This window comes from Frankia sp. CcCS3 (assembly GCF_977927575.1).
Window position 1 is genome coordinate 19535 of the sequence record NZ_CDWRCL010000002.1, and the last position, 20161, is coordinate 39695.

At 70.3% G+C, this 20161-nt stretch carries 15 protein-coding genes; 6 read left to right on the top strand and 9 right to left on the bottom strand.

Going from position 1 to position 20161, the window contains the following annotated elements:
- Positions 1 to 42: 42 nt before the first annotated feature.
- Entirely contained in the window at positions 43 to 852 is an 810-nt protein-coding gene (locus AC08OQ_RS00400; protein WP_476598563.1) for an arsenate reductase/protein-tyrosine-phosphatase family protein, read from the top strand.
- The gene (locus tag AC08OQ_RS00405; protein ID WP_476598565.1) at positions 849 to 2474 is read left to right on the top strand and encodes a Gfo/Idh/MocA family oxidoreductase; all 1626 of its coding nucleotides are present in this window, start codon (positions 849 to 851) and stop codon (positions 2472 to 2474) included. Before AC08OQ_RS00400 ends, AC08OQ_RS00405 begins: the two co-directional genes overlap by 4 nt.
- Before the next feature lie 66 nt (positions 2475 to 2540).
- Here AC08OQ_RS00405 and AC08OQ_RS00410 read toward each other — a convergent pair whose 3' ends face one another.
- Complete coding sequence (locus AC08OQ_RS00410; RefSeq protein WP_476611859.1) at positions 2541 to 4403, bottom strand: putative bifunctional diguanylate cyclase/phosphodiesterase; 1863 nt, start codon at positions 4401 to 4403, stop codon at positions 2541 to 2543.
- 436 nt (positions 4404 to 4839) lie between these two features.
- On the bottom strand, positions 4840 to 5256 hold the full coding sequence (locus AC08OQ_RS00415; RefSeq protein ID WP_476598569.1) for a class E sortase: 417 nt from the start codon (positions 5254 to 5256) through the stop codon (positions 4840 to 4842).
- 157 nt (positions 5257 to 5413) lie between these two features.
- On the opposite strand from AC08OQ_RS00415, the gene AC08OQ_RS00420 reads away from it, so the two are divergent.
- A complete protein-coding gene (locus AC08OQ_RS00420) occupies positions 5414 to 6292 on the top strand; it encodes a glycosyltransferase family 2 protein (protein WP_462186697.1) in 879 nt (292 codons plus the stop codon).
- Here the strand turns inward: AC08OQ_RS00420 and AC08OQ_RS00425 are convergent.
- The gene (locus tag AC08OQ_RS00425) at positions 6271 to 7017 is read right to left on the bottom strand and encodes a class I SAM-dependent methyltransferase (RefSeq protein ID WP_462186686.1); all 747 of its coding nucleotides are present in this window, start codon (positions 7015 to 7017) and stop codon (positions 6271 to 6273) included. The genes AC08OQ_RS00420 and AC08OQ_RS00425 overlap by 22 nt on opposite strands.
- A 120-nt stretch (positions 7018 to 7137) precedes the next feature.
- Here AC08OQ_RS00425 and AC08OQ_RS00430 point away from each other — a divergent pair, with 120 nt between their 5' ends.
- A complete protein-coding gene (locus AC08OQ_RS00430; RefSeq protein WP_462186685.1) occupies positions 7138 to 8346 on the top strand; it encodes a glycosyltransferase family 4 protein in 1209 nt (402 codons plus the stop codon).
- 236 nt (positions 8347 to 8582) lie between these two features.
- On the opposite strand, the gene AC08OQ_RS00435 is transcribed toward AC08OQ_RS00430, so the two are convergent.
- The 3 genes from AC08OQ_RS00435 to AC08OQ_RS00445 all read right to left on the bottom strand — a co-directional run bounded on the left by AC08OQ_RS00435 (position 8583) and on the right by AC08OQ_RS00445 (position 13402).
- Complete coding sequence (locus AC08OQ_RS00435; RefSeq protein ID WP_035730083.1) at positions 8583 to 9761, bottom strand: RNA polymerase sigma factor; 1179 nt, start codon at positions 9759 to 9761, stop codon at positions 8583 to 8585.
- Between the two features lie 40 nt (positions 9762 to 9801).
- Positions 9802 to 11691, bottom strand: a complete 1890-nt coding sequence (gene dnaG / locus AC08OQ_RS00440; protein ID WP_476598572.1) for a DNA primase — start codon at positions 11689 to 11691, stop codon at positions 9802 to 9804.
- A gap of 448 nt (positions 11692 to 12139) precedes the next feature.
- Entirely contained in the window at positions 12140 to 13402 is a 1263-nt protein-coding gene (locus AC08OQ_RS00445; protein WP_476598574.1) for a deoxyguanosinetriphosphate triphosphohydrolase, read from the bottom strand.
- Between the two features lie 95 nt (positions 13403 to 13497).
- Here AC08OQ_RS00445 and AC08OQ_RS00450 point away from each other — a divergent pair, with 95 nt between their 5' ends.
- Positions 13498 to 13653 (top strand): hypothetical protein, encoded by a 156-nt coding sequence (locus AC08OQ_RS00450; RefSeq protein WP_462186682.1) that lies wholly within the window; start codon positions 13498 to 13500, stop codon positions 13651 to 13653.
- Positions 13654 to 13693: 40 nt separating this feature from the next.
- On the top strand, positions 13694 to 14233 hold the full coding sequence (locus AC08OQ_RS00455; RefSeq protein WP_462202797.1) for a PH domain-containing protein: 540 nt from the start codon (positions 13694 to 13696) through the stop codon (positions 14231 to 14233).
- A gap of 251 nt (positions 14234 to 14484) precedes the next feature.
- Here the strand turns inward: AC08OQ_RS00455 and AC08OQ_RS00460 are convergent, their stop codons facing one another.
- The 3 genes from AC08OQ_RS00460 to ppdK all read right to left on the bottom strand — a co-directional run bounded on the left by AC08OQ_RS00460 (position 14485) and on the right by ppdK (position 20128).
- Positions 14485 to 16359 (bottom strand): transketolase, encoded by a 1875-nt coding sequence (locus AC08OQ_RS00460; RefSeq protein ID WP_462202796.1) that lies wholly within the window; start codon positions 16357 to 16359, stop codon positions 14485 to 14487.
- Between the two features lie 237 nt (positions 16360 to 16596).
- On the bottom strand, positions 16597 to 17283 hold the full coding sequence (locus tag AC08OQ_RS00465; RefSeq protein ID WP_476598596.1) for a YdcF family protein: 687 nt from the start codon (positions 17281 to 17283) through the stop codon (positions 16597 to 16599).
- 124 nt (positions 17284 to 17407) lie between these two features.
- Positions 17408 to 20128: a pyruvate, phosphate dikinase gene (gene ppdK, locus AC08OQ_RS00470; protein ID WP_476598576.1), complete on the bottom strand. Its 2721-nt coding sequence runs from the start codon at positions 20126 to 20128 to the stop codon at positions 17408 to 17410.
- Positions 20129 to 20161 lie beyond the last annotated feature (33 nt).

Sequence of the window (20161 nt, forward strand, 5' to 3'; positions counted from 1 at the left end):
TGGTCCGCAGTCCGCCGGCCCCGGCGGAGAGAGGAGGAAGGGATGGCGGAGGAAGGAGTGGCAGTGCGGCAACGACCGTGGGCGGTACTGATGGTGTGTACCGGCAACGTCTGCCGCTCGCCCCTGGCCGAGCATCTCGCCGCCGCCCGGTTCAGCGCCGCGCTGGACCGGATCGGCCTCGGCGCGGCCGGCGCGCCGGCATCCGGCGGGACCGGGGGTAACGAGCCCTCGTCCGAGGGATGGCATCCACCCGGCCCCGCCGGGGATCTTCTGGTGAGCAGCGCGGGAGTATGCGCCCGGGCAGGTGAGGCGATGTATCCCCAGGCCGCGGCGATCCTGGCATCGCGAGGGCTCGACCCGTCCGGCTTCCGGGCAAGGTTGCTGACAGCGGACCTGGTCCAGGCCAGCGATCTGGTGCTGTGCGCGACCCGCGCACACCGCTCGACGGTGGTGGGCCTTGTGCCGCGGGCCATGCGCCGTACCTTCACCCTGCGCGAGTTCGGACGGTTGACCTCCGGAGTCCGCCCCGCCGACATCCCCCCGGGCGGGGCACGGGTGGCCGGGGAGTACCTCGCCGCCACGGCCTGGCGGATCCGGGCCGCCGGCCGCGCGCTACCGGCCGCCCTCGACGACCTGGCCGACCCCCTCGACGGCGGTCGGGAGGCGTTCGAGAACTGCGCGCGGATGATCGAAGAGACGTTGTCACGGCCGATGGCCCTGCTGGCGGAGGCGTGTCACGAGCCACTGGCGGCCGCGCCTACGGACCCCGCAGGCCCGGCAGGCCTCGTAGACCCGGCAGGCCCGGCAGGCCTCGCGGATGTCCCGGTCGACCGGACCCCGGCACCGGGATGAACATCCTGATCGGGAACCGGTGGCTGGCCGGCTTCCTCGACGAGACCCCCCTGCCCGGCCACTGCCGGATCCGCCCGGACACCTGGGTGACGCTGTTTCCCGTGGACGGTCAGTTCTTCGTCAGGGCGGGCAGCGGCCGGGCCCTCGCCGCCTACACCCGCGAGTTCGGCATCCGCGCGGTCGCCCGCAAAACGGCCAGCCGGCTGCGGGAACGCGACCGCAACCAGCGTTACTTCGGCGTGGGCCTGGGCACCCTGGTCGAAGCCGTCCCACCCGCTGGTGGGGCGGCTTCGCGGACGGGAACGACCGTCGCTTTCGTCGCCCCCTGCCACCCGGCGTGCATGGAACGCGTCGTCCTGCATCAGGACCTCGTCCGCCCGGTCGGGCCGCCCGGCCCCACCGGCGCTCCCGCTCCCGCCGACCCACTCGGCTTCGTCAGCCCCGATCCGCCACCACCGCGATCCGCGATCGTCTACCGGGCCCGGCCGGCGACCGCGTTGCCGGTCGTGGACGACACGCTCATCGGCTGGTCTCCGATGTCGGGAGCACCGGTGGATCCCGGTGCCGTCGACCGTCTCGTCGCCTGGCTCGCAACCGAGTGGACCGGGGCCCGACCCGGGGATCGCCCACTCGCCGGGATCAGTCCGATCACGGAGAGTACCCCGCGCCATGGCCCGCCGCCCACGTCCGGACGACCCACCGCTGTCCTGTTCGGGTTGGGACACTATGCCAAGACACAAATCGTCCCGCACGTCCGTGATCACCTCGACCTCGTCGGTGTGCATGAGATCGACCCCGTCCAGCTGGGCGCCCGGCGACCGGACCGATGTTCCTGGGACACCGCGGCGCTGCTCCGGGACGGGGAGCAGGCCGACGTCGTCCTCATCGCGGGCTACCACCACACGCACGCGCCGCTGGCCCGGGAGGCGCTGCGGCTCGGCTCAGTGGCCGTCGTCGAGAAGCCCGTTGTCACCACAGAGGACGATCTCGACCGGCTGGTGAAACTCCTTCACGCCGGCGGGCGCCTGTTCGCCTGCTTCCAGCGACGCCACAGCCCGATGAACGCCTGGCTACGCTCCGACCTGCGCCTAGCCGACGGCAACGAGCCGCTGATCTACAGTGCCGTGGTGTACGAGGAACCGCTTCCCCGCCGGCACTGGTACCGCTGGCCGTCCTCACGCACCCGGCTGGTCAGTAACGGCTGCCACTGGATCGACCACTTCCTCTGGCTCAACGACTTCGCGCCGGTCCGCCGGAGCACGGTGGCCCGCTCCCGCACGGACACCTTCACGGTGTACGTCGAGCTGGAGAACGACGCGGTCCTCTCGCTCGTGCTGACCAGTGCCGGGGGCAGCCGGCACGGTCTGCGGGAACAGTCCCAGCTGCGCGCGAACGGTGTGACGGCCACCATCGTCGACGGTTCGCAGTACACCGCGGAGGCCGGGTCCCGCATCCTGCGGCGGCGAGTCAACCGGCTCGACAGCTACCCGGCCATGTACCGCGACATCTGCGAGGGCATCGTGGCCGGCGCCCCGGGCGAGGACGCAGGGCAGATCGCCGCCGTCGCCGCGCTCACGCTACGGCTGGACGCCGCAGCCGGCGGGGATGGGCCCGAACCCTGATCCCCGGGATCAGGGACGTCACGGTCCTGGTGCCGGCGGCGCCCGGACCCCCGAATCGGACCGCCATCACGGGCCCGGTGCGACCGCCACGCCGTCGACCGCCATCAGGAGGCCGCAAGGTCGGCCGGCAGCCCGGCGCCCGACCGCCCGCCGGGCTGCCGGTCCCGCCGCCGACGGACGCGTGGCCACGACGGCCTCGACCGCCGGTGCCACGATCGGGGAGACCGGGGACTGTGCCGCGCAGGTGTCGACCGGTCCCGCCACGGCGCGCGGCGCGGTCCCGGGATGGACGGCAAGCCGGCTGCCCCATTCCCGCAACCAGCCGACAACTCGTTCCCCGGCCATCGGACGTGACACGAAGTATCCCTGGACCTCGTCACACTGCCAGGCGGCGAGAGAGGCCCAGGAACGCTGCGTTTCGACCCCCTCGGCGACAATCCGTAACCGCAGCGCATGCGCCAGGGAGACCGTGGACCGCACGATCTCGGCCGCGGCCGGATCGCGGTCGAGGTCACGCAGGAAGGTCCGGTCCAGCTTCACCTCGTCGGCCGGCAGTTCGCGCAGGTACGACAGCGAACAGAACCCGGTGCCGTAGTCGTCCAGGCTGACCCGCACACCGAACCGGCGCAGCCCCGCCAGGGTTCCCTGTGCCAGCTCCCGCGCCACGATGAGGGAGTCCTCGGTGACCTCGATGACGAGCGCCGAGGGCGGGAGCCGGTGCCGGGCGAGCGCGGCCCGCACCACGCCGACGAAGGCGCAGTCGACGATGACCGACGCGGGGACGTTCACCGATACCGCGAGCGGGGCACCCCGGCCGTGCCAGCGCGCGCAGTCGGCCAGGGCCTGGTCAAGGACCTGCACGGTGAGCTTCGGCATCAACCCGGCGCGTTCGATCTCCGCCAGGAAGGCGTCGGGCGGCCGCACGCCGTCGACCGGATGACGCCAGCGGACGAGGGCTTCCACACCGCTGATCCGACCACTGCGCAGATCCGCCTTGGGCTGGTAACTCAGTTCGATCTGGCCGGAGTCCAGCGCATGACGCACCTCGGCCCGCAGCAGCAGGCGGGCCCGGTTGATCGGTGGATGATCGCGGGCGTAGACGGTCTGCCCGTGACGGCCCCCCTTCGCCAGGTACATCGCCTCCTCTGCATGACGAAAGAGCTCCAGCGCGCCACGGCCGTGCTCGGGGGCATGGGCGATCCCCACGCTCGCCTCGGGCCGCACCGGAGTTCCCGCGAGCGGAACGGGCAGTTCCAGCACCTCCCGCAACCGCCGAGCGACCTGTTCGGCCCGGGCCACGTCAGCGCCGCGCAACAGCACAGCGAACGCGTTGCCGTCCACCCGGGCGAGCAGATCCGATCCGGGCAGCGCCCCGCGCAGCCGGCGACCCACCGTGGCGAGCAGGCGGTCCCCATACTCATGCCCGAGCGCCCCGTTGACATCGCGCATCCGATCGAGATCGATGAGCAGCACCGACACGGACGTTGCGCCGCGCGCCCGGTGCTCACCGCCCGCGAGACAACGGCTGGCGACGTCGAGGAAGTACCGTCGGCCCGGCAGCCCGGTCAGCTCGTCCACCACGCCGCGCCACGGCCACGCACGGCCAACGCCTCCCCGGGGATCCCACGACCGGATGTCCGGACCGGCTGGACCGGCTGGACCGGCCAGACCGTTCGCATCGGCCAGACCGTTCGGACCCGGCCGGACCGCCACCGCGATCGACAACGCCGCGGCCGCGAGCACCACGCACGACAACGCGACCGGCGACGGCACGGGCCCGCCCCATCCGCCGATGAGACAGAGCAGTCCCAGAAACAGACCGAGCGCACCCCCCATCAGGGCGGCGACCCCCGAGAGCGGCCGGACCAGCATCGACCGGGGCAGCATTGACTGGAACAACACTGACCGGAACAGCACTGACCGGACCATCGTCGCTCCACCCGCAACGCATCCATGACTTGGGCGAGCACGCGGACCGACATCGCCGGTCCGCGTGCTCCCGGGGACAGCCGTCCCCGCCCCGACCTCGTGGCGCAACCACCGGTGGCCACCCGACGGGCGGCCCGCACCGCCGTGCCGGATCGTCGAGCCACGCCGTATCCGATCCCGCCCATTCATCGAATTCCCCCGAAGCCGATCCCGCAATGTCCTTGAGCGAGCTGCGTCCTTGAGCAAGCCGCCGCAGCCGGTCGAGGATGGCCGCCCACGGCGCCACCACCGCCGGCATCACGCGTCTGGTTTATCCCCGCGCTATCCGAGCGTAACGTGCGCCAGTTCGCAGGGTATCCGATGCCCGACTTTCCACCGGCATCGGCTCGGCCCGTGGCCGCCGACACCGTCGTTGGCCAACCGCCGGGGATACTAATCACCATGAAGGGCACCGGCGAAATCCAAACCGTTGCCACCCGGGACCACACCGTGTCCATTCCGGGAAATCCCCCGTCAGGGGCGGAGAGCCTACAGTAATCAGCTCCTTGCCCGGCACCTCACCAAGTTCCCCGGACACCGGACAGGCGACGTCGAACCGAGTCGGGGCTACCACCTCAGATTCGGCGGCGCGATACGTGTAGTAACGGTCTCGCACCTCGACGGGGAGGGGATCCCCAACCTTCAACTCATCGAGACGACTAAACAGTGCTCCATATGCGGTCCGATATCCGGAAACCACGACATTCTCCAGCTCACCGGGCATGGCGGTCCCCGTCATATGTCCGGACCCCGGCGCAGGACGCTGGCGGGGGCGCCTCCCACCATGGCCGGTGAATGATTTGGACCGAATCATGGAGCACGCAGTATCGTCGGCGGGTCACGCCAGCATCCCGCATCTCACTCACCGTTACATGCAGAGGCATTCCTGTTACCCTCGGTACTCATTCCGAGCTGTGGAGGCTCGTCGCCCGCCGGACCGGATGCTCTACCCGAGCGACGCAGGGGGTCCGATTAAGACCGTGGCGGTGATCGTCCACTGGGGTCCACACCGGCCGACCGTGGAGCTTGCGAGGTGGCTCGACGGCAGCCCCGTCATCGCCCAAGTGGCGGTGGTCGCGAACGACCGGTCGGACCGACCCGACCACCTGCCGGCCTCGGTCGCCTGGATCCTGCCGCCCCGCGACCTCGGTCTCGGCGGAGGCTTCCGGCTCGCCAGCCACGGCTACCCCGCCGCGCAGGCCTATCTCCTGATCGGCAACCACGTCAGGATCCCGGACCCGGCGCTGCGCGCCTGCCTGGAGCTGCTGGCCGGGACGAATATCGGCGTGGTCGCTCCCACCCTGGTCGACGACGACGGTCGGCGCTCGGGCCCGGCGCGGCTGAGTCCGGTCCTGGCGGCACCGAAGGCCCGGCGCCCCCCCGGCGACCGACCCCTGGAGGCCGACTGGGTCGCAGGCACGATCATGTTCGTCAAGGCGGACTGCCTGCGGCGGATCCCCCTGGACGGCCGTTACTACCTCGGGTTCGAGGATGTCGACTTCTGTTACCGCGTCCGGGAAGCCGGATGGAGCGTCGTGGTCAGTCCGCACCGTGCACGGCACATCGGGAGCACGACCGTCCCCCGGCGTGGCGACGCCTATTACGGGGTGCGCAACCGGCTCTGGTTCGCCCGGGTCCGCGGATGGCGGGCCCGGGCCGCCTTGATCGCCCTGGCGACGGCGGTCGTCGTGCTACCCCGCGCCGTCGCCCTGGACATGCTCCTCGGGCACGGTACCCGAACCTCGGCCCTCGTCCTCCACGGCCTGCTGGACGGTCTCTCGATGCTTCCCCCGCCGGGAGAGGCACGTGACGACGAGCCGCGCGCCGCTCACTGGACAAGCTGGCCGTAGCCGGGCCGGCCACCAGGCGCGGACCGTTGCCGCATCACGGCAACGCCGGGGGCGCCGGTCCGGCGCGTCGCCTGTGGCGCCGCGAGGAACAGCGCCTGCCAGGCGAACATGTTCGGCCACCGGTCCAGCACGCGGCGATCCCACCGCCGCACCAGGTCCCCGGGGAGCAGCTCACGGGTGCGCCACCACGGCAGACCACCGGTGGTGGCGGTGGCGACGATGCGCAGGCCGTTGTCCTCCAACAGCCGCCGTGCCGAGTCGACGGTGTAAAATCGCAGGTGGGTAGCGTCCATGAGACCGGTCTCGGTGTACTCGAACCGACCCCGCAGGAACAGCGCGCGCTGCCGGTAGTGCAGCACGTTCGGCAGCGCTACCAGGACCCGGCCGCCGGGTGCCAGCGCCCGCCGGGCCTCGACGAGCAACGGCACCGGATCCGCCAGGTGCTCGAGGATGTGGGAAAGCAGCACGAGCTGGTGACTCCCGTCGGGGACGAAGGGCAGCCCGGCGCTCAGATCGGCAAGTTCGACGTGGTCGCACTCGGCCGCGGCGGCGGCCCGCTCGGACGGATCAATCGTCACCCCCGTCACCCGCCAGCCCCGGGCCCTCAGCAGCCGCGCGTTGTCCCCGGCTCCGCACCCACAGTCCAGCGCCTTACCCGCCGGTATGTCGATCAGATCGAGGAGAGGCGGGTTACCACCGTTGCGGTACCGCAGATCGGCTTCCATACACGACCCCTTGTCGCCATCATCGGAGAAGCTACAGGCAGTCAAGAGAACTCGAAACGTTACTATGACACGCTCCACAACACAGGACTACCACCTGGAGAAACATTAAAATCACTCTCCGTGCAGATCTCGCGCCGATCCACCGCCCCGACCGCCTCCCTCACCGATCGACCTGCCCGGGTTCTGCTGCTGAGCAGTTCCCGCGGCCTCGGTGGTGGGATCGAGCGTTATCTTTCGACGGTCGAGGAGACACTGCGGGCCGGTGGGGCCGATCTCCTGCGGGTCGACATGCTGGAGCCAGGCGTCGAGCTGACCCCGGCGATCAGGGCGCGCTTCGCGTCGCGCGCGCTCGCTGCGGCGCGCCGCTTCGGCCAGGCCGACAGTGTGGTCGCCGGGCACGCCAACCTCATCCCCGTCGCGGCGGCAGCCGTCCGACTGTCCCGGGCCCGCCTCGGCCCAGTGCTGCTCTACGGCACCGACATCTGGGGCATGCGCCGCACCGACCGCGCGATCCTGCGCGCCGACCCGCTCCTGCGCCCGGTCACGATCAGTTCCTACAGCGCCGGCGCGCTGTCGACGCTGGGGCTGGCGCCCATCCTCCGGCCGGGCATCTCACCGACGTGGCGGGCGACCCTGCTGGCCGAGGCGAGCCGCCGCCGGCCGTTGTCCCCCGTACCGACCATGCTGAGCGTGTTCCGGCTCAGTGACTGGGTGGGCAAGGGTGCGGGGGTCCTGCTGGAGGCCGTGGAGTCCGTCCGGGCCACTCTCGGCCCGGTCCGGCTGGTGTTCGCCGGGCAGGGCCCGGCACCCGGGGCCCTGCACGAGCTGGTGTCCGCGCACCCCGACACCGAGCTGCACGAGTCCCCGGCCGACGACGCGTTGGCACGTCTCTACGCCACCGCCGACCTGTTCGCGCTGTGCACCCGCACCCGCTCGCGCGGGCCACGGATCAGCGGCGAGGGTTACGGCATCGTGCTGCTCGAGGCGCAGCTCGCCGGGTGCGCGGTGATCGGACCCGCCTCAGGCGGTAGCCACGACGCCTACCAGGACGGCGTGACCGGGCAGACGCCGATGGACGAGTCGGCGCAGGCGCTGGCGGACGTCCTGCACGGCATGCTCGCCGACCGAGCGCGACTGGCCCGCGTCGGCCGGCGCGCCGCGGAGTGGGCCGAGGCCGCCACCCGGCCCGACGACTACCTCCGCACGGTTTTCACCGCCCTGACCGGACGGCTACCGAGCAGCGAGGGCCGGGACATCCCGGTCCAGCCCACGGGTGCCGGAACCCGGCGGGGGGCGACACGGGTCAATACTCCCACCGGATCGGCGTGACTCCCGGATCCGGATCACGACGAGAGCGTCCATCCCGGGCCTGAATGATCCGGACGGTCATCGAGGAACCCGCCTGATCATGAAAAATGCATCGAACGGATCGGACTGATCCTCACGCGACGCGACACACAGGTCAGTAAACCCCGATACCGAACCCGATACGAATATCAAACATCGACCAGAGGTAACCATAACACTATCGGCAGTAAACAGCCGGAAATGGTTGCCGGCCGCTCCTACTCCAGGTAGTCGCGCAGCTTCTGCGACCGGGAGGGATGCCGAAGCTTGGACAGCGTCTTCGACTCGATCTGGCGGATGCGCTCCCGGGTGACCCCAAACTCGCGCCCGACCTCCTCCAACGTACGCGGGTGCCCGTCAGTGAGCCCGAAGCGCAGCTGGATGACCTTCTTCTCCCGGTCGGACAGGGTGTGCAGGACCGAGTCGAGCTGCTCCTGAAGCAGGATGAAGCTAGCCGCGTCTACCGGGACGACGGCGTCGCAGTCCTCGATGAAGTCCCCGAGGTGGGAGTCCTCCTCCTCACCGATGGGGGTCTCCAGCGACACCGGCTCCTGTGAGACCTTGAGGATCTCACGCACCTTGTCCGGAGTGAGATCCATCTCCTTGGCGATCTCCTCCGGACTCGGCTCCCGGCCGAGGTCCTGCAGGAGCTGCCGCTGGATGCGGATCAGCTTGTTGATGGTCTCGACCATGTGCACCGGGATGCGGATGGTGCGTGCCTGGTCGGCGATGGCCCGCGTGATCGCCTGCCGGATCCACCAGGTGGCATAGGTCGAGAACTTGTAGCCCTTGGTGTAGTCGAACTTCTCGACCGCCCGGATCAGGCCGAGGTTGCCCTCCTGGATGAGGTCCAGGAACAGCATGCCGCGCCCGACGTACCGCTTGGCGATCGAGACGACGAGACGCAGGTTCGCCTCAACCAGCTTGCGCTTGGCGATCTGCCCGTCGCGTTCGATGGCCTCGAGGTCCCGCCGCATCTGCGGGGAAGTTTTCTTGGTGGCCACCGCCAGCTTCTCGGAGGCGAACAGCCCCGCCTCGATCCGCTTGGCGAGATCGACCTCCTCCTCGGCGGTGAGCAGGGGGACCTTGCCGATCTCCTTGAGGTACATGCGCACCGGGTCGGAAGTCGGCGCCTTGAGGGCGAGCTCCTCCTCCTCGCGGCGACGGCGGGCCAGCAGATCCGCCTCGTCGGGGCTCTCACCTCCCGCCTCGAGTACCTCGATGCCCTCGTCGTTCAGCACCTGCAGCACCGTCTCGGCCTGCTCCGGGGGCAGCTCCGCGGCCTGGATGGCGACCGTGACATCCTCGGTGGTGAGGAACCCGATCTCCTTGCCCCGGGTGATGAGGTCCTTGACCTCGTCCACCTGGGCTTCGCGGGGTAGGACGGTAGGACTCATGGGCGGAATCTCGTCACTTCCTTCTCGGGATCGACCCAGGTTACGCGGCACCTACGCCCCGCTCCCGGAGTTGATGCTTGTGCTGCTCCAAAGCAATCAGCTCGCCGAATGCACGGCGGAGGGCCTCGGCGTCGGTCACCCCGTTGAGCCGCTGCACACGCGACTTCAGGTCCGTGATCCGACGGGTCACATGCAACTCCTGTACCCGCGACATCTGTTCGTCGACATAACGATCATCCACATCGTGGTCGCACAGCACCCTCTCCACTGCGAGGGCAGTAACGAAGCGTCGCAGCTCCTCCTCCGGAGCCGCCGCGGTCAGCTCGGTCACCCAGGTGGTGACCTCACCGGACCTCGCCAGCCCCGCGCACACCCCACCGGCCTCGGCGATGAGGTCATGGACGGCACGGTGCGCGGGAACAGTGAACATCTCCGAAGCCAGCGTGTCGAACATCGGGCCCGCAAGCCCGGGATACTGAACGGCCAGCTTGAGCGCCTCACGCTCCACGATGACCGCCGCGTCATCGGCCCCCGCCCCGTGCCGGCGCATCGGCGCGGAACGGGCGCCAGCCCGCTCGCCCCCCTGCCGCGACCGGTGCTCGGCCACCCGGCCCACCACGAACCGCTCGTCGAGAAAACCCAGCCAGCGGTCCAGGTTCACCGCGTACCGGTGCCGCAACGCGGCGTCCTTGAGCCGGTTGACCAGCGGCGCGGCGGCGTCCAAGGCGGCGAGCCGGCCCTCGGTGGTGTTGAGGTCGTAGCGGTCGAGCACCCCGCGGATTGCGAACTCGACCAGCGGCACCCGGCTGGCGACCAGATCCCGCACGGCGCCGTCGCCACCGCTCATCCACAGCTCGCAGGGGTCGCGGCCGGAGGATTCCACCGCCACGAAGGTCTGGGTGGCGAAACGCTCCTCGTGCTCGAAGGCGCGTAGCGCCGCCTTCTGCCCGGCCGCGTCGCCGTCGAACGTGAAAATCACCTCACCGCGACGCTCGTCGGAGTCCATGAGCAGCCGGCGGACCACCGCGACGTGCTCGGAGCCGAAGGCGGTGCCACAGGTCGCCACGGCCGTGGTGACCCCGGCGAGATGGCAGGCCATGACGTCGGTATAACCTTCGACCACCACGACCTGGTACCGCCGGGCGATGTCACGGCGGGCGAGGTCGGCGCCGTAGAGCAGGTTCGCCTTCTTGAACAACGGCGTGTCCGGCGTGTTGAGGTACTTCGGCCCGGCGTTCGAGGCGTCCTCCTCGGCGAGGCGTCGCCCACCGAAGCCGACCACCTCACCGGCGAGATCCTTGATCGGCCACATCAGCCGATGATGGAAACGGTCGATCAGGCCCCCGCGGGCGCCCTGTTTGGCCAGCCCCCCGAGCACCAGCTCCTCGCCGGTGAAGCGCCGGGCGAGCAGATGCCGGGTGAGGGTGTCCCAGCCGGTCGGGGCGTAGCCGACCTCGAAGCGCGCCGCCGCGGTAAGATCGAATCCCCGCGCGGCGAGGAAGTCCCAGCCGGCGCGCGCGGAGGCCTGCGACCCTAGCTGCTCGGCGTAAAACTCGGCGGCCACCCGGTGCGCCTCCAGCAGCCGCTGCCGCTGGCTGGACACCGTACGGCCGGTGGTTCCACCGCCCTCGTAGGCCAGCGTCACCCCGGCCCGACGCGCCAGGCGTTCCGCCGCCTCCCGGAAGGTCAGCCCGTCGATCTCCCGCACGAAGGAGTAGACGTCGCCACCCTGCTGGCATCCGAAACAGTGGAACAGGCCGGTTGCCGCATTGACGTAGAAGGAGGGTGACTTCTCGTCATGGAACGGGCACAGCCCGACGAGCTCGTTACGCCCCGCCGGACGCAGCTGTACGTGCTCGGCCACGACGTCCGCAATCGGCGAGCGATCCCGGACCAGGGCGACGTCGGCGTCACGGATTCGTCCCCCCACCCGTCCCTCCCAAGTCCGCGTTGAGACTCTGCGGGTACCCGAACGAGAGGTAGCTCGCCCGGGGCAGAGCGCCCGTCAATATGTTTGCCACGTCCATTCCCGCCGGATCGATGCTAGGAACATCACCCGCCGGCCCACCCGCCCTGTCGACGAGTGACGCGGCGCCCTCACATCGGTCCTACCGCTGCGATGGTACGTGTCGTAAGCACGACAGTACCGATCATGCCACGTGAATGTTGGGGACAGTGGCCGTGACGTGCGTGCCGAGCTGCGACGTCGGGCCGCGGGCCGCGCACCGGCTCACTCCCCCATCCGAGGGAGCGGGTGTCCCCCCGAACGGGGGAACACCCGAAACACCGTCGGGCCATCGGGCCAGCGGCGGACGCCCACCGGACCCACCACACACGGATCCGGCACGCACCGGACCCCCGCACACCGGACTCGTGGCTCACAGGACCCACGGCGCCGGTCGTCCACACAGCAGCGCATGCCGCCGCTCGGCGCTGGCGTCGGTCAGACGCGCCACCTGGTCGATGACGGCCCGTAGCCGTGCCGCATCGTCGGCGGCCATGCGGTAGGCCGCGCGCAACGACGGCTCGAGCACGTCCGGCGCGCCCCGGGAGAGCATCGCCACGAGCTCCGCGACCACCTCCCGCTGCCGGGACTGCCGGACGCGGGCACCCGGCCGCTCCATCACATACCAGGCGGTGACCCCCTTGAGCGCCGTGCACTCGGCCACGGTGTCCGGATCCACCACCAGATCCGCGCCATAGCGCCGCAGCGGACCGTCGGGATGGCACACCCGGGTGGCACGGACCGCGCTGTGCGCGAACCGGGCGATGAGCTCGCTGGTCATCGCCCGCAGGGCGGCCTGGCCCCGGGCCGAGGTGATCTCGGAGCGGACCCACCAGGGCTGGCACCGCAGGGTGCCCAGGGCGGCCGCCACCGCCTCGGCGGACGGCCCCGGGTAGCGGACGGCGGTCGCGGCGGCGAGCTCCGCCCGGCGGCCGGAATCGTCGAGGGCGGCTAGATCGATGTGTCCGGCGACGACCCCGTCCTCGAGGTCGTGCACCGAATAGGCCACGTCGTCCGCCCAGTCCATGATCTGCGTCTCGATACAGCGCCGGCCGGCCGGTGCGCCCTCCCGGACCCAGCGGAGCACGGACAGGTCGTCGGCGTAGGCGCCGAACTTCGCGCTGTCCGCCCGGGGCCCAGGGCGGCGCGGCCACGGGTACTTCGTCGCTGCGTCCAGGGTCGCCCGGGTAAGGTTTAGGCCCGCGCTGCGACCGCCACGGTCGACGATCTTGACTTCGAGCCTGGTCAGCTCGCGCAGGCTCTGGGCGTTGCCCTCGAAGCCACCGCAGGCGGCTGCGGCCTCGTCAAGCGCCAGCTCGCCGTTATGCCCGAAAGGGGGATGACCCAGATCATGTGCGAGGCACGCCGCCTCGACCAGGTCGGGGTCCGCTCCCAGCTCCTCGGCGAGCTCCCGGCCCACCTGGGCGGTCTCCAGGGAGTGGGTCAGCCGGGTACGCGGGAAGTCGTCGTCGAGCGGGCCCACGACCTGGGTTTTTCCCGCCAGCCTGCGCAGCGCGCTGGAGTGCAGCACCCGGGCTCGGTCCCGGGCGAAGGGACGGCGCTGGGCCGGTGTGGCCTTCGGGCGTTCCACGACCCGACGGGCCGCGTCCAAGGTGTCATACCACTCACTGACCACGAGCTTGAGAGTATCGGCGCGATTCCGCGACCTCCGTCGAGCTCAGCGGCGATACTTTGTGCGCACCCTTCCCCGAATCGGCCCGGAGGCCCGCCGTGGACAAGATCATTAGATATGGGGCGATCGCGTTCCTCATCTTCTTCGTGGTGACCGCGCCCAACAGCGCGGCCAGTATCATCGACCGCGTCTTCGACTGGCTGCAGTCCATCGGTAACGGGGTGTCCCAGTTCGTAACCGATACCGCTCTGTAATGGCTACCCGGCCACTCTTGATGTCTGGGACACTGCGGGCGTGGTGAGACTCCAGCTTCCGGACCCGGCTCAGCGCGACACCAAGTACCTCGCGTCCCAGGAACGCCTGGTGATGATGGTGCGGTCACACTGGGCGGTCCTGCTACCTGTCTTCCTGCAGACCATCGGGGCCGTACTGCTCGCGCTCGTGGCGAACATCCTGCTCGCCTCGCAGGACGTTGACGCCGGCATCATCACCACGCTGCTGTGGTACTTCGCCCTCTTCATGATCTTGAGGATGCTGTGGGGGGTCGTCGATTGGCAGTTCGAGCACCTTATGATCACTGACAAGCGACTACTGAAGGTGTCCGGGATCTTCTTCCGCAAGGTCCAGACGATGCCACTGTCCAAGATCACGGATCTCACGTACAACCGGGACCCGCTTGGCCGGTTGCTCGGGTACGGCGAGTTCGTCGTGGAGTCCGCCGGCCAGGACCAGGCACTTTCCAAGATCAAGTTTCTGCCGCGCCCGGACCGGCTCTACCTCACCCTGGTCGACATGACCTTCGGTGGAGCACCCGCCCCAGCCGGAGACGACTGAGGGACGGCCCGCGGGACCGGGCCCGACGGGTTGGCGCAGGCCTGACCGGGTGCCCTGACCGGGTGCGAGGTACCCGTCGCCGGACGTCCCCACCGATCCTGCTCATGCTCACGCCTGGTTCCTGCTCATGCTCACGCCTGGTCAGGCATGCGACAACGACGAAGGCGGGACCGGGGGATCTCCCCCGGTCCCGCCGGATGTCAGCCTTGTGCCTTCCCCCGCCCGCCGGCCGGCCGCTGGCCCTGGACGGGTCAGCGCAGCAGGCCGCGGGCAGCCTCGACGATGTGCTTCGCGGAGATGCCGGCCGCGTCCAAGAGCTCCTGCGACGCCCCGGAACCCGGCAGCGACCGCACCGCAAGATGACGGACCGACAGCGGCACGCTGCCGTCGCTGAGCGATTCCAGCACCGCGCTGGCCAGTCCGCCCTCCGGGTAGTGATCCTCGGTGACGACGATGCGCCCGCCGGTGGCCCGGGCGGCGTCGGCGAGCGTCGCCGCGTCGACCGGCTTCACGGAATACAGGTCGACCACGCGGGCCGCGATCCCCTCGGCCGCGAGCGTGCCCGCCGCGGCCAGCGACTCGTGCAGGGTGACACCGGCACCGATGAGCGTGACGGTGTCGGCGTCCGATCGGCGGAGCACCTTGGAACCACCGGGGGCAAACGGCTCGTCCGGGCCATAGAGCACGGGGTAGGCGCCACGGGTGGTGCGCAGGTAGCTGACCCCGGGCAGATCCGTCATCGCCTCGACGAGCTTCGCGGCGGACGTCGCGTCGCTCGGGTAGAGCACCGTCGAGCCGCCGACCGCCCGCATCATGGCGAGGTCCTCGAGCGCCATCTGCGACGGCCCGTCGGCGCCGATCTCGACTCCCGCGTGGCTGCCGGACAGCCGGATGTCGGCCTGGGAGATCGCCGCCATCCGGATGAAGTCGTAGGCCCGGGAGAAGAACGCCGCGAACGTGGAGGCGAAGGGCACGTAGCCACGCACCGACAGCCCGACCGCCGCCGCGACGAGCTGCTGCTCGGCGATGAAGATCTCGAAGAAGCGGTCCGGATAGATCTTGGCGAAGTCCTCGGAGTAGGTCGAGTTGCTGACCTCCGCGTCGAGCGCCACCACGTCGGTGCGGGCTCCGAGCGCGGCGAGCGCCTGGCCGTAGGCGCGCCGAGTCGCCACCTTGGCGCCGAGATCGTAGGTGGGCAGCGTGATGGCGGGCCGCTCGACCGGCGCCGGTCGGGGAAGGTCCGCGGGCGGCACCGGACCGCGAACCCGCAGGTCACGCAGGCCGCCGAGCTCGGCGATGGCGCGGTCGGCCATGTCGGCGGGAAACGGCTTGCCGTGCCAGCCCTCGACGTCCGCGGCCTCGGAGAAGCCCTCGCCCTTGCGGGTGCGGGCGAGGATGACGGTCGGCCGGGTGACGTCCTCGGCGTCGGCGAGCACCGCGTCGATCGCGGCGATGTCGTGGCCGTCGACGACGACCGCGCGGGCGCCGAAGGACTCCACCCGCTTGGCGTAGGTGTCGAGGTCCCAGCCGAGCTCGGTCGGGCCGCGCTGGCCGAGCCGGTTGACGTCGACGATCGCGATGAGGTTGGAGAGGTTGTAGTAGGAGGCCTTGTCCAGTGCCTCCCAGACCGAGCCCTCCGCCATCTCGCTGTCACCGCAGATCACCCAGACTCGGTAGGGCACCTTGTCCAGGTACTTACCGGCGAGCGCGACGCCCACGCCGTCGGGCAGGCCCTGCCCGAGCGACCCGGTCGCGACGTCGACCCACGGCAGGACAGGCGTCGGGTGGCCCTGGAGCCGCTCGCCGAAACGGCGGTAACCATTGATCAACTCGTCGTCACCGACGACCCCGACCGCCTTGAAGATGGAGTAGATCAGCGGGGAGGCGTGCCCCTTCGAAAAGATCAGATGATCGTTCGCCGGGTCCACCGGGTTGTCCCAGTCGTATCGAAGGTGGCGCGCGACGAGAACCGCCAGCACGTCCGCGGCCGACATCGACGAGGTGGGATGCCCGGAACCCGCCGAGGTGCTGCTGCGCACCGAGTCGACCCGCAGCTGCTGCGCGAGTTCCCGAACCGTCTCCAGGTCGGCCGTCCCGACCGTGCTCTCGGATACGGGAGTTGCCACACCAGTCTCCTTACAGTGTCGTTCCACACCCGGAAGGTAATCTCCGGAGGGTTCTCTCGCGCCTCGGGCAGCCGACTCCGCCGCTTTGCCTCACTACCACGTGTCGCACTACCCCCTCACCCGGCGATCCGAACCGTATCAGCGGCGGCCGACGGCAAAGAGGGCCGAAGCGGGCCTTGATATGTCAGAGGCGTCACGGGTTCGTATCCGCTGCTGCTGACGAGCGTCGACCCGGTGTCAGACGGCCCGGGTGGTCACCGAAGGTGGTGATGCCTGGCGGAAGAGCTGATACCACCGGTAACCAATCCCCTCACGGATGATGTACCGGACCTGCGTGCCGAAGCCGTGGACGGCCGGCCCCCGGTCGGCCGGGGAGGTGACGGCGTCGACACCGAGGTCACGGGCCATCGTCCGGGAACGCAGGCTGTGCCAGGGAGCGGTGACCAGCACGGCGGTGTGCCAGTGCCGCGAGTTCATCAACCCGGCTACGGCGGTCAGCGACCCGAGCGTGTTCGAACCCTCGGGGAGGACGAGCACCCGGCTCGGGGGGATACCCCGCTGCCGCAGATAGGTCGCGCTGGCCTCGCCCTCGGTGTAACGGTCGCCCGGCTGCTTCCCACCGACCGTGATCACCTGAGGGGCGGCTCCCTCCCGGTAGAGCTCCAGCACGTGGTCGAGACGAGCGGCGAGGACCGCCGAGGGACGCCCGTCGTACTGCGAGGCACCGAGCACCACGAGGACGTCGGACCGGGGCCGATGATCCTCCCTGCCCACCCACCAGACCTGCAGAAACGTCACCACGGCGAGAACCATGATGCCGAGGAGGACAGCCGCCACCGCCCGCATCATCCAACGCCACCATGGCACGCGGTGCCAGGTCGCGCGAAACGGGTTGACGATGAGACGAGGACGGGACAGGCCCACGCGAACGAACAGTAGCGTCCCTATGGGCACACGACCGACATCATAGGGCAACTGCCCCGTTCATCCGCCCAACCCCGATCGGGATTCCAGCCCGGAAAGGGCAGGGAACGGGCCGGGCGGAAACTCACCCGACCGCCGACCGGCCGAGAACCGCGGCACGCCCGGCCTCCAGCCGGGCCACCGGCACCCGGAACGGCGAACAGGAAACGTAGTCGAGCTCGAGTTCGGCGAAGAAGTGCACGGAATCGGGATCGCCGCCGTGCTCGCCACAGACGCCGAGGCCGAGATCGGGCCGGGCGCCCCGCCCGGCCCGGACCGCCGTCCTCATCAGGGCGCCCACCCCGTCGCGGTCCACCGACGCGAACGGCGACCCGGCCAGGATGCCAAGGTCGAGATAGCGCGGCAGCAACGATGCCTCGACGTCATCCCGGGAGAAACCCCAGAGCAGCTGGGTGAGGTCGTTGGTGCCGAACGAGAAGAACTCGGCGCGGCGGGCGATCTGGTCCGCGGTGAGCGCCGCCCGCGGAACCTCGATCATCGTGCCGATCGGCAGGTCGATCTCCAAGCCGCTCTCGGCGCCGACCTCGGCTAGTACCCCGCGCACCCGGTCCCGGACGGCATCCAGCTCCGCCGCGGTGGAGATGAACGGAATCATGATCTCGGGACGGGGATCACCGCCCACGCGGCGGCAGCGCACCAGCGCCTCGGCGATCGCCCGCGCCTGCAGTTCCACCAGCCCCGGGACGGTGAGAGCGAGTCGGACGCCGCGGCGACCCAGCATCGGGTTGGTCTCGTGCATGCCCCGCAGGACCGCCAGCCTCGCCCGGTCGGCGTCGTCGACCGGGCTTCCGGCGGCGTCCGCGGCGGCGATCGACACGGACAGCTCGGTGAGGTCCGGGAGGAACTCGTGCAACGGCGGATCGAGCAGCCGGACCGTGACGGGCAGACCGTCCATCGCGGTGAAGATCTCGACGAAATCCTCCCGTTGCGGGGGAAGCAGCCGGCTGAGCGCCTCGGTCCGCTCGGCCGGCGTTCCCGCGAGGATCATCTGCTCGACCAGGGCACGACGGTCCCCGAGGAACATGTGCTCGGTGCGGCACAGCCCGATACCCGCGGCGCCGAACCGGCGGGCCCGCGCGGCGTCCGGCCCGGTGTCGGCATTCGCGCGGACCCGCAGCCGGCGGGACCGGTCGGCGTGCCGCATCAGCCGATCCACGGCGGCGACCAGGTCCCCGCCCGGCCGGGGATGGTCGAGGCGGCCGGAATGGCCGGCATGGTCGGGATGGCCGGCCTCGAAGTACTCGACGACCGGTGACGGGACGAGCGGTACGGGACCGGGGTATACCGCGCCGGTGGTCCCGTCGATGGAGAGGATGTCCCCCTCCCGCACGACCACACCCCGCCCAGTGGTGAGGCGGCGACCGGCGGGATCGACCTCGATCTCCTCGGCCCCGCACACGCAGGTCCGGCCCAATCCTCTGGCGACGACGGCGGCATGCGACGTCCGGCCGCCCCGGGAGGTCAGGGTTCCGCGCGCCGCGAGCATGCCCGCGAGGTCGTCGGGGTTCGTCTCGCGGCGGACGAGGATGACCGGTCGGCCCTCGGCCGCCACCCGCACCGCCTCGGCGGCGTCGAAGACGGCCTCCCCCACCGCAGCCCCGGGCGCGGCGTTCACTCCCGTCGCGATCGGGGCGGGGCGGGCCGTGTCGTCGAAGCGCGGGAACATCAGGGTGGCGAGCTGGTCGCCGCTCACCCGGCACAGCGCCTCGTCATCGTCGATGACACCGCATTCGGCGAGCGTGGCGGCGATCCGGAAGGCCGCCGCGGCAGTGCGTTTGCCGACGCGGGTCTGCAGGATCCACAACCTGCCATGTTCGATCGTGAACTCGATGTCGCACAGGTCCCGGTAGTGCTTCTCCAAGCGCGTCATGATCTCGCGCAGTTCGGTGAAGGATGCCGGGTCGATCCGCTCCAGCTCGGCGAGGGGAACCGGGTTACGGATCCCGGCCACCACATCCTCGCCCTGGGCATTGGGCAGATAGTCTCCGTACACGCCGGGTTCCCCGTTGCCCGGGTCCCGGGTGAAGGCCACCCCGGTGCCCGAGTCCGTTCCAAGGTTGCCGAACACCATCGCGACGACGCTCACTGCCGTCCCGAGATCGTCCGGAATGCGCTCGGTACGGCGGTACAGCCGGGCCCGCGGCCCGTTCCAGGAGTCGAACACCGCTCGGATCGCGAGATCCAGCTGCTCGCGGGGATCCTGGGGGAAGGGACGGCCGGTGCGCTCGAGCACGATCCGCTGGTAGGTCGCGACGAGCGCCCGCAGGTCGTTCTCGTCGAGGTCGAGGTCGCTGCTGGTGCCCTTGGCCCGCTTCGCCGCCTCGAGAGCCGCGTCGAACGACGGCTCGCCGACGCCGAGGACGGTCCGGCCGAACATGGCCAGCAGCCGGCGGTAGGAGTCCCAGGCGAACCGCGGCGAACCCGACTGCTCGGCCAGGCCCAAGACGGCCTGGTCGGTCAGGCCGATGTTCAGGATGGTGTCCATCATCCCGGGCATGGAGAACTTCGCGCCGGAACGCACCGACACCAGCAGCGGATCGTCGGCCTGGCCGAGCCGCCGTCCCCGGGCGGTCTCCAGAACGGCAAGATGATGATCGATCTCCACCCGTAGCCCGACCGGTTCGCCGCCGGCAAGGTACTCCCGGCACGCCTGGGTGCTGATGGTGAACCCGGGCGGGACGGGCAGGCCGAGATTCGTCATCTCGGCGAGGTTCGCGCCCTTACCGCCGAGAAGATCCTTCATATCCTTGTTGCCCTGGTGGAAGCCATACACGTAGCGCGCCATGGTCGTCCCTTCCGCCCCGGAGTGATACCCAGA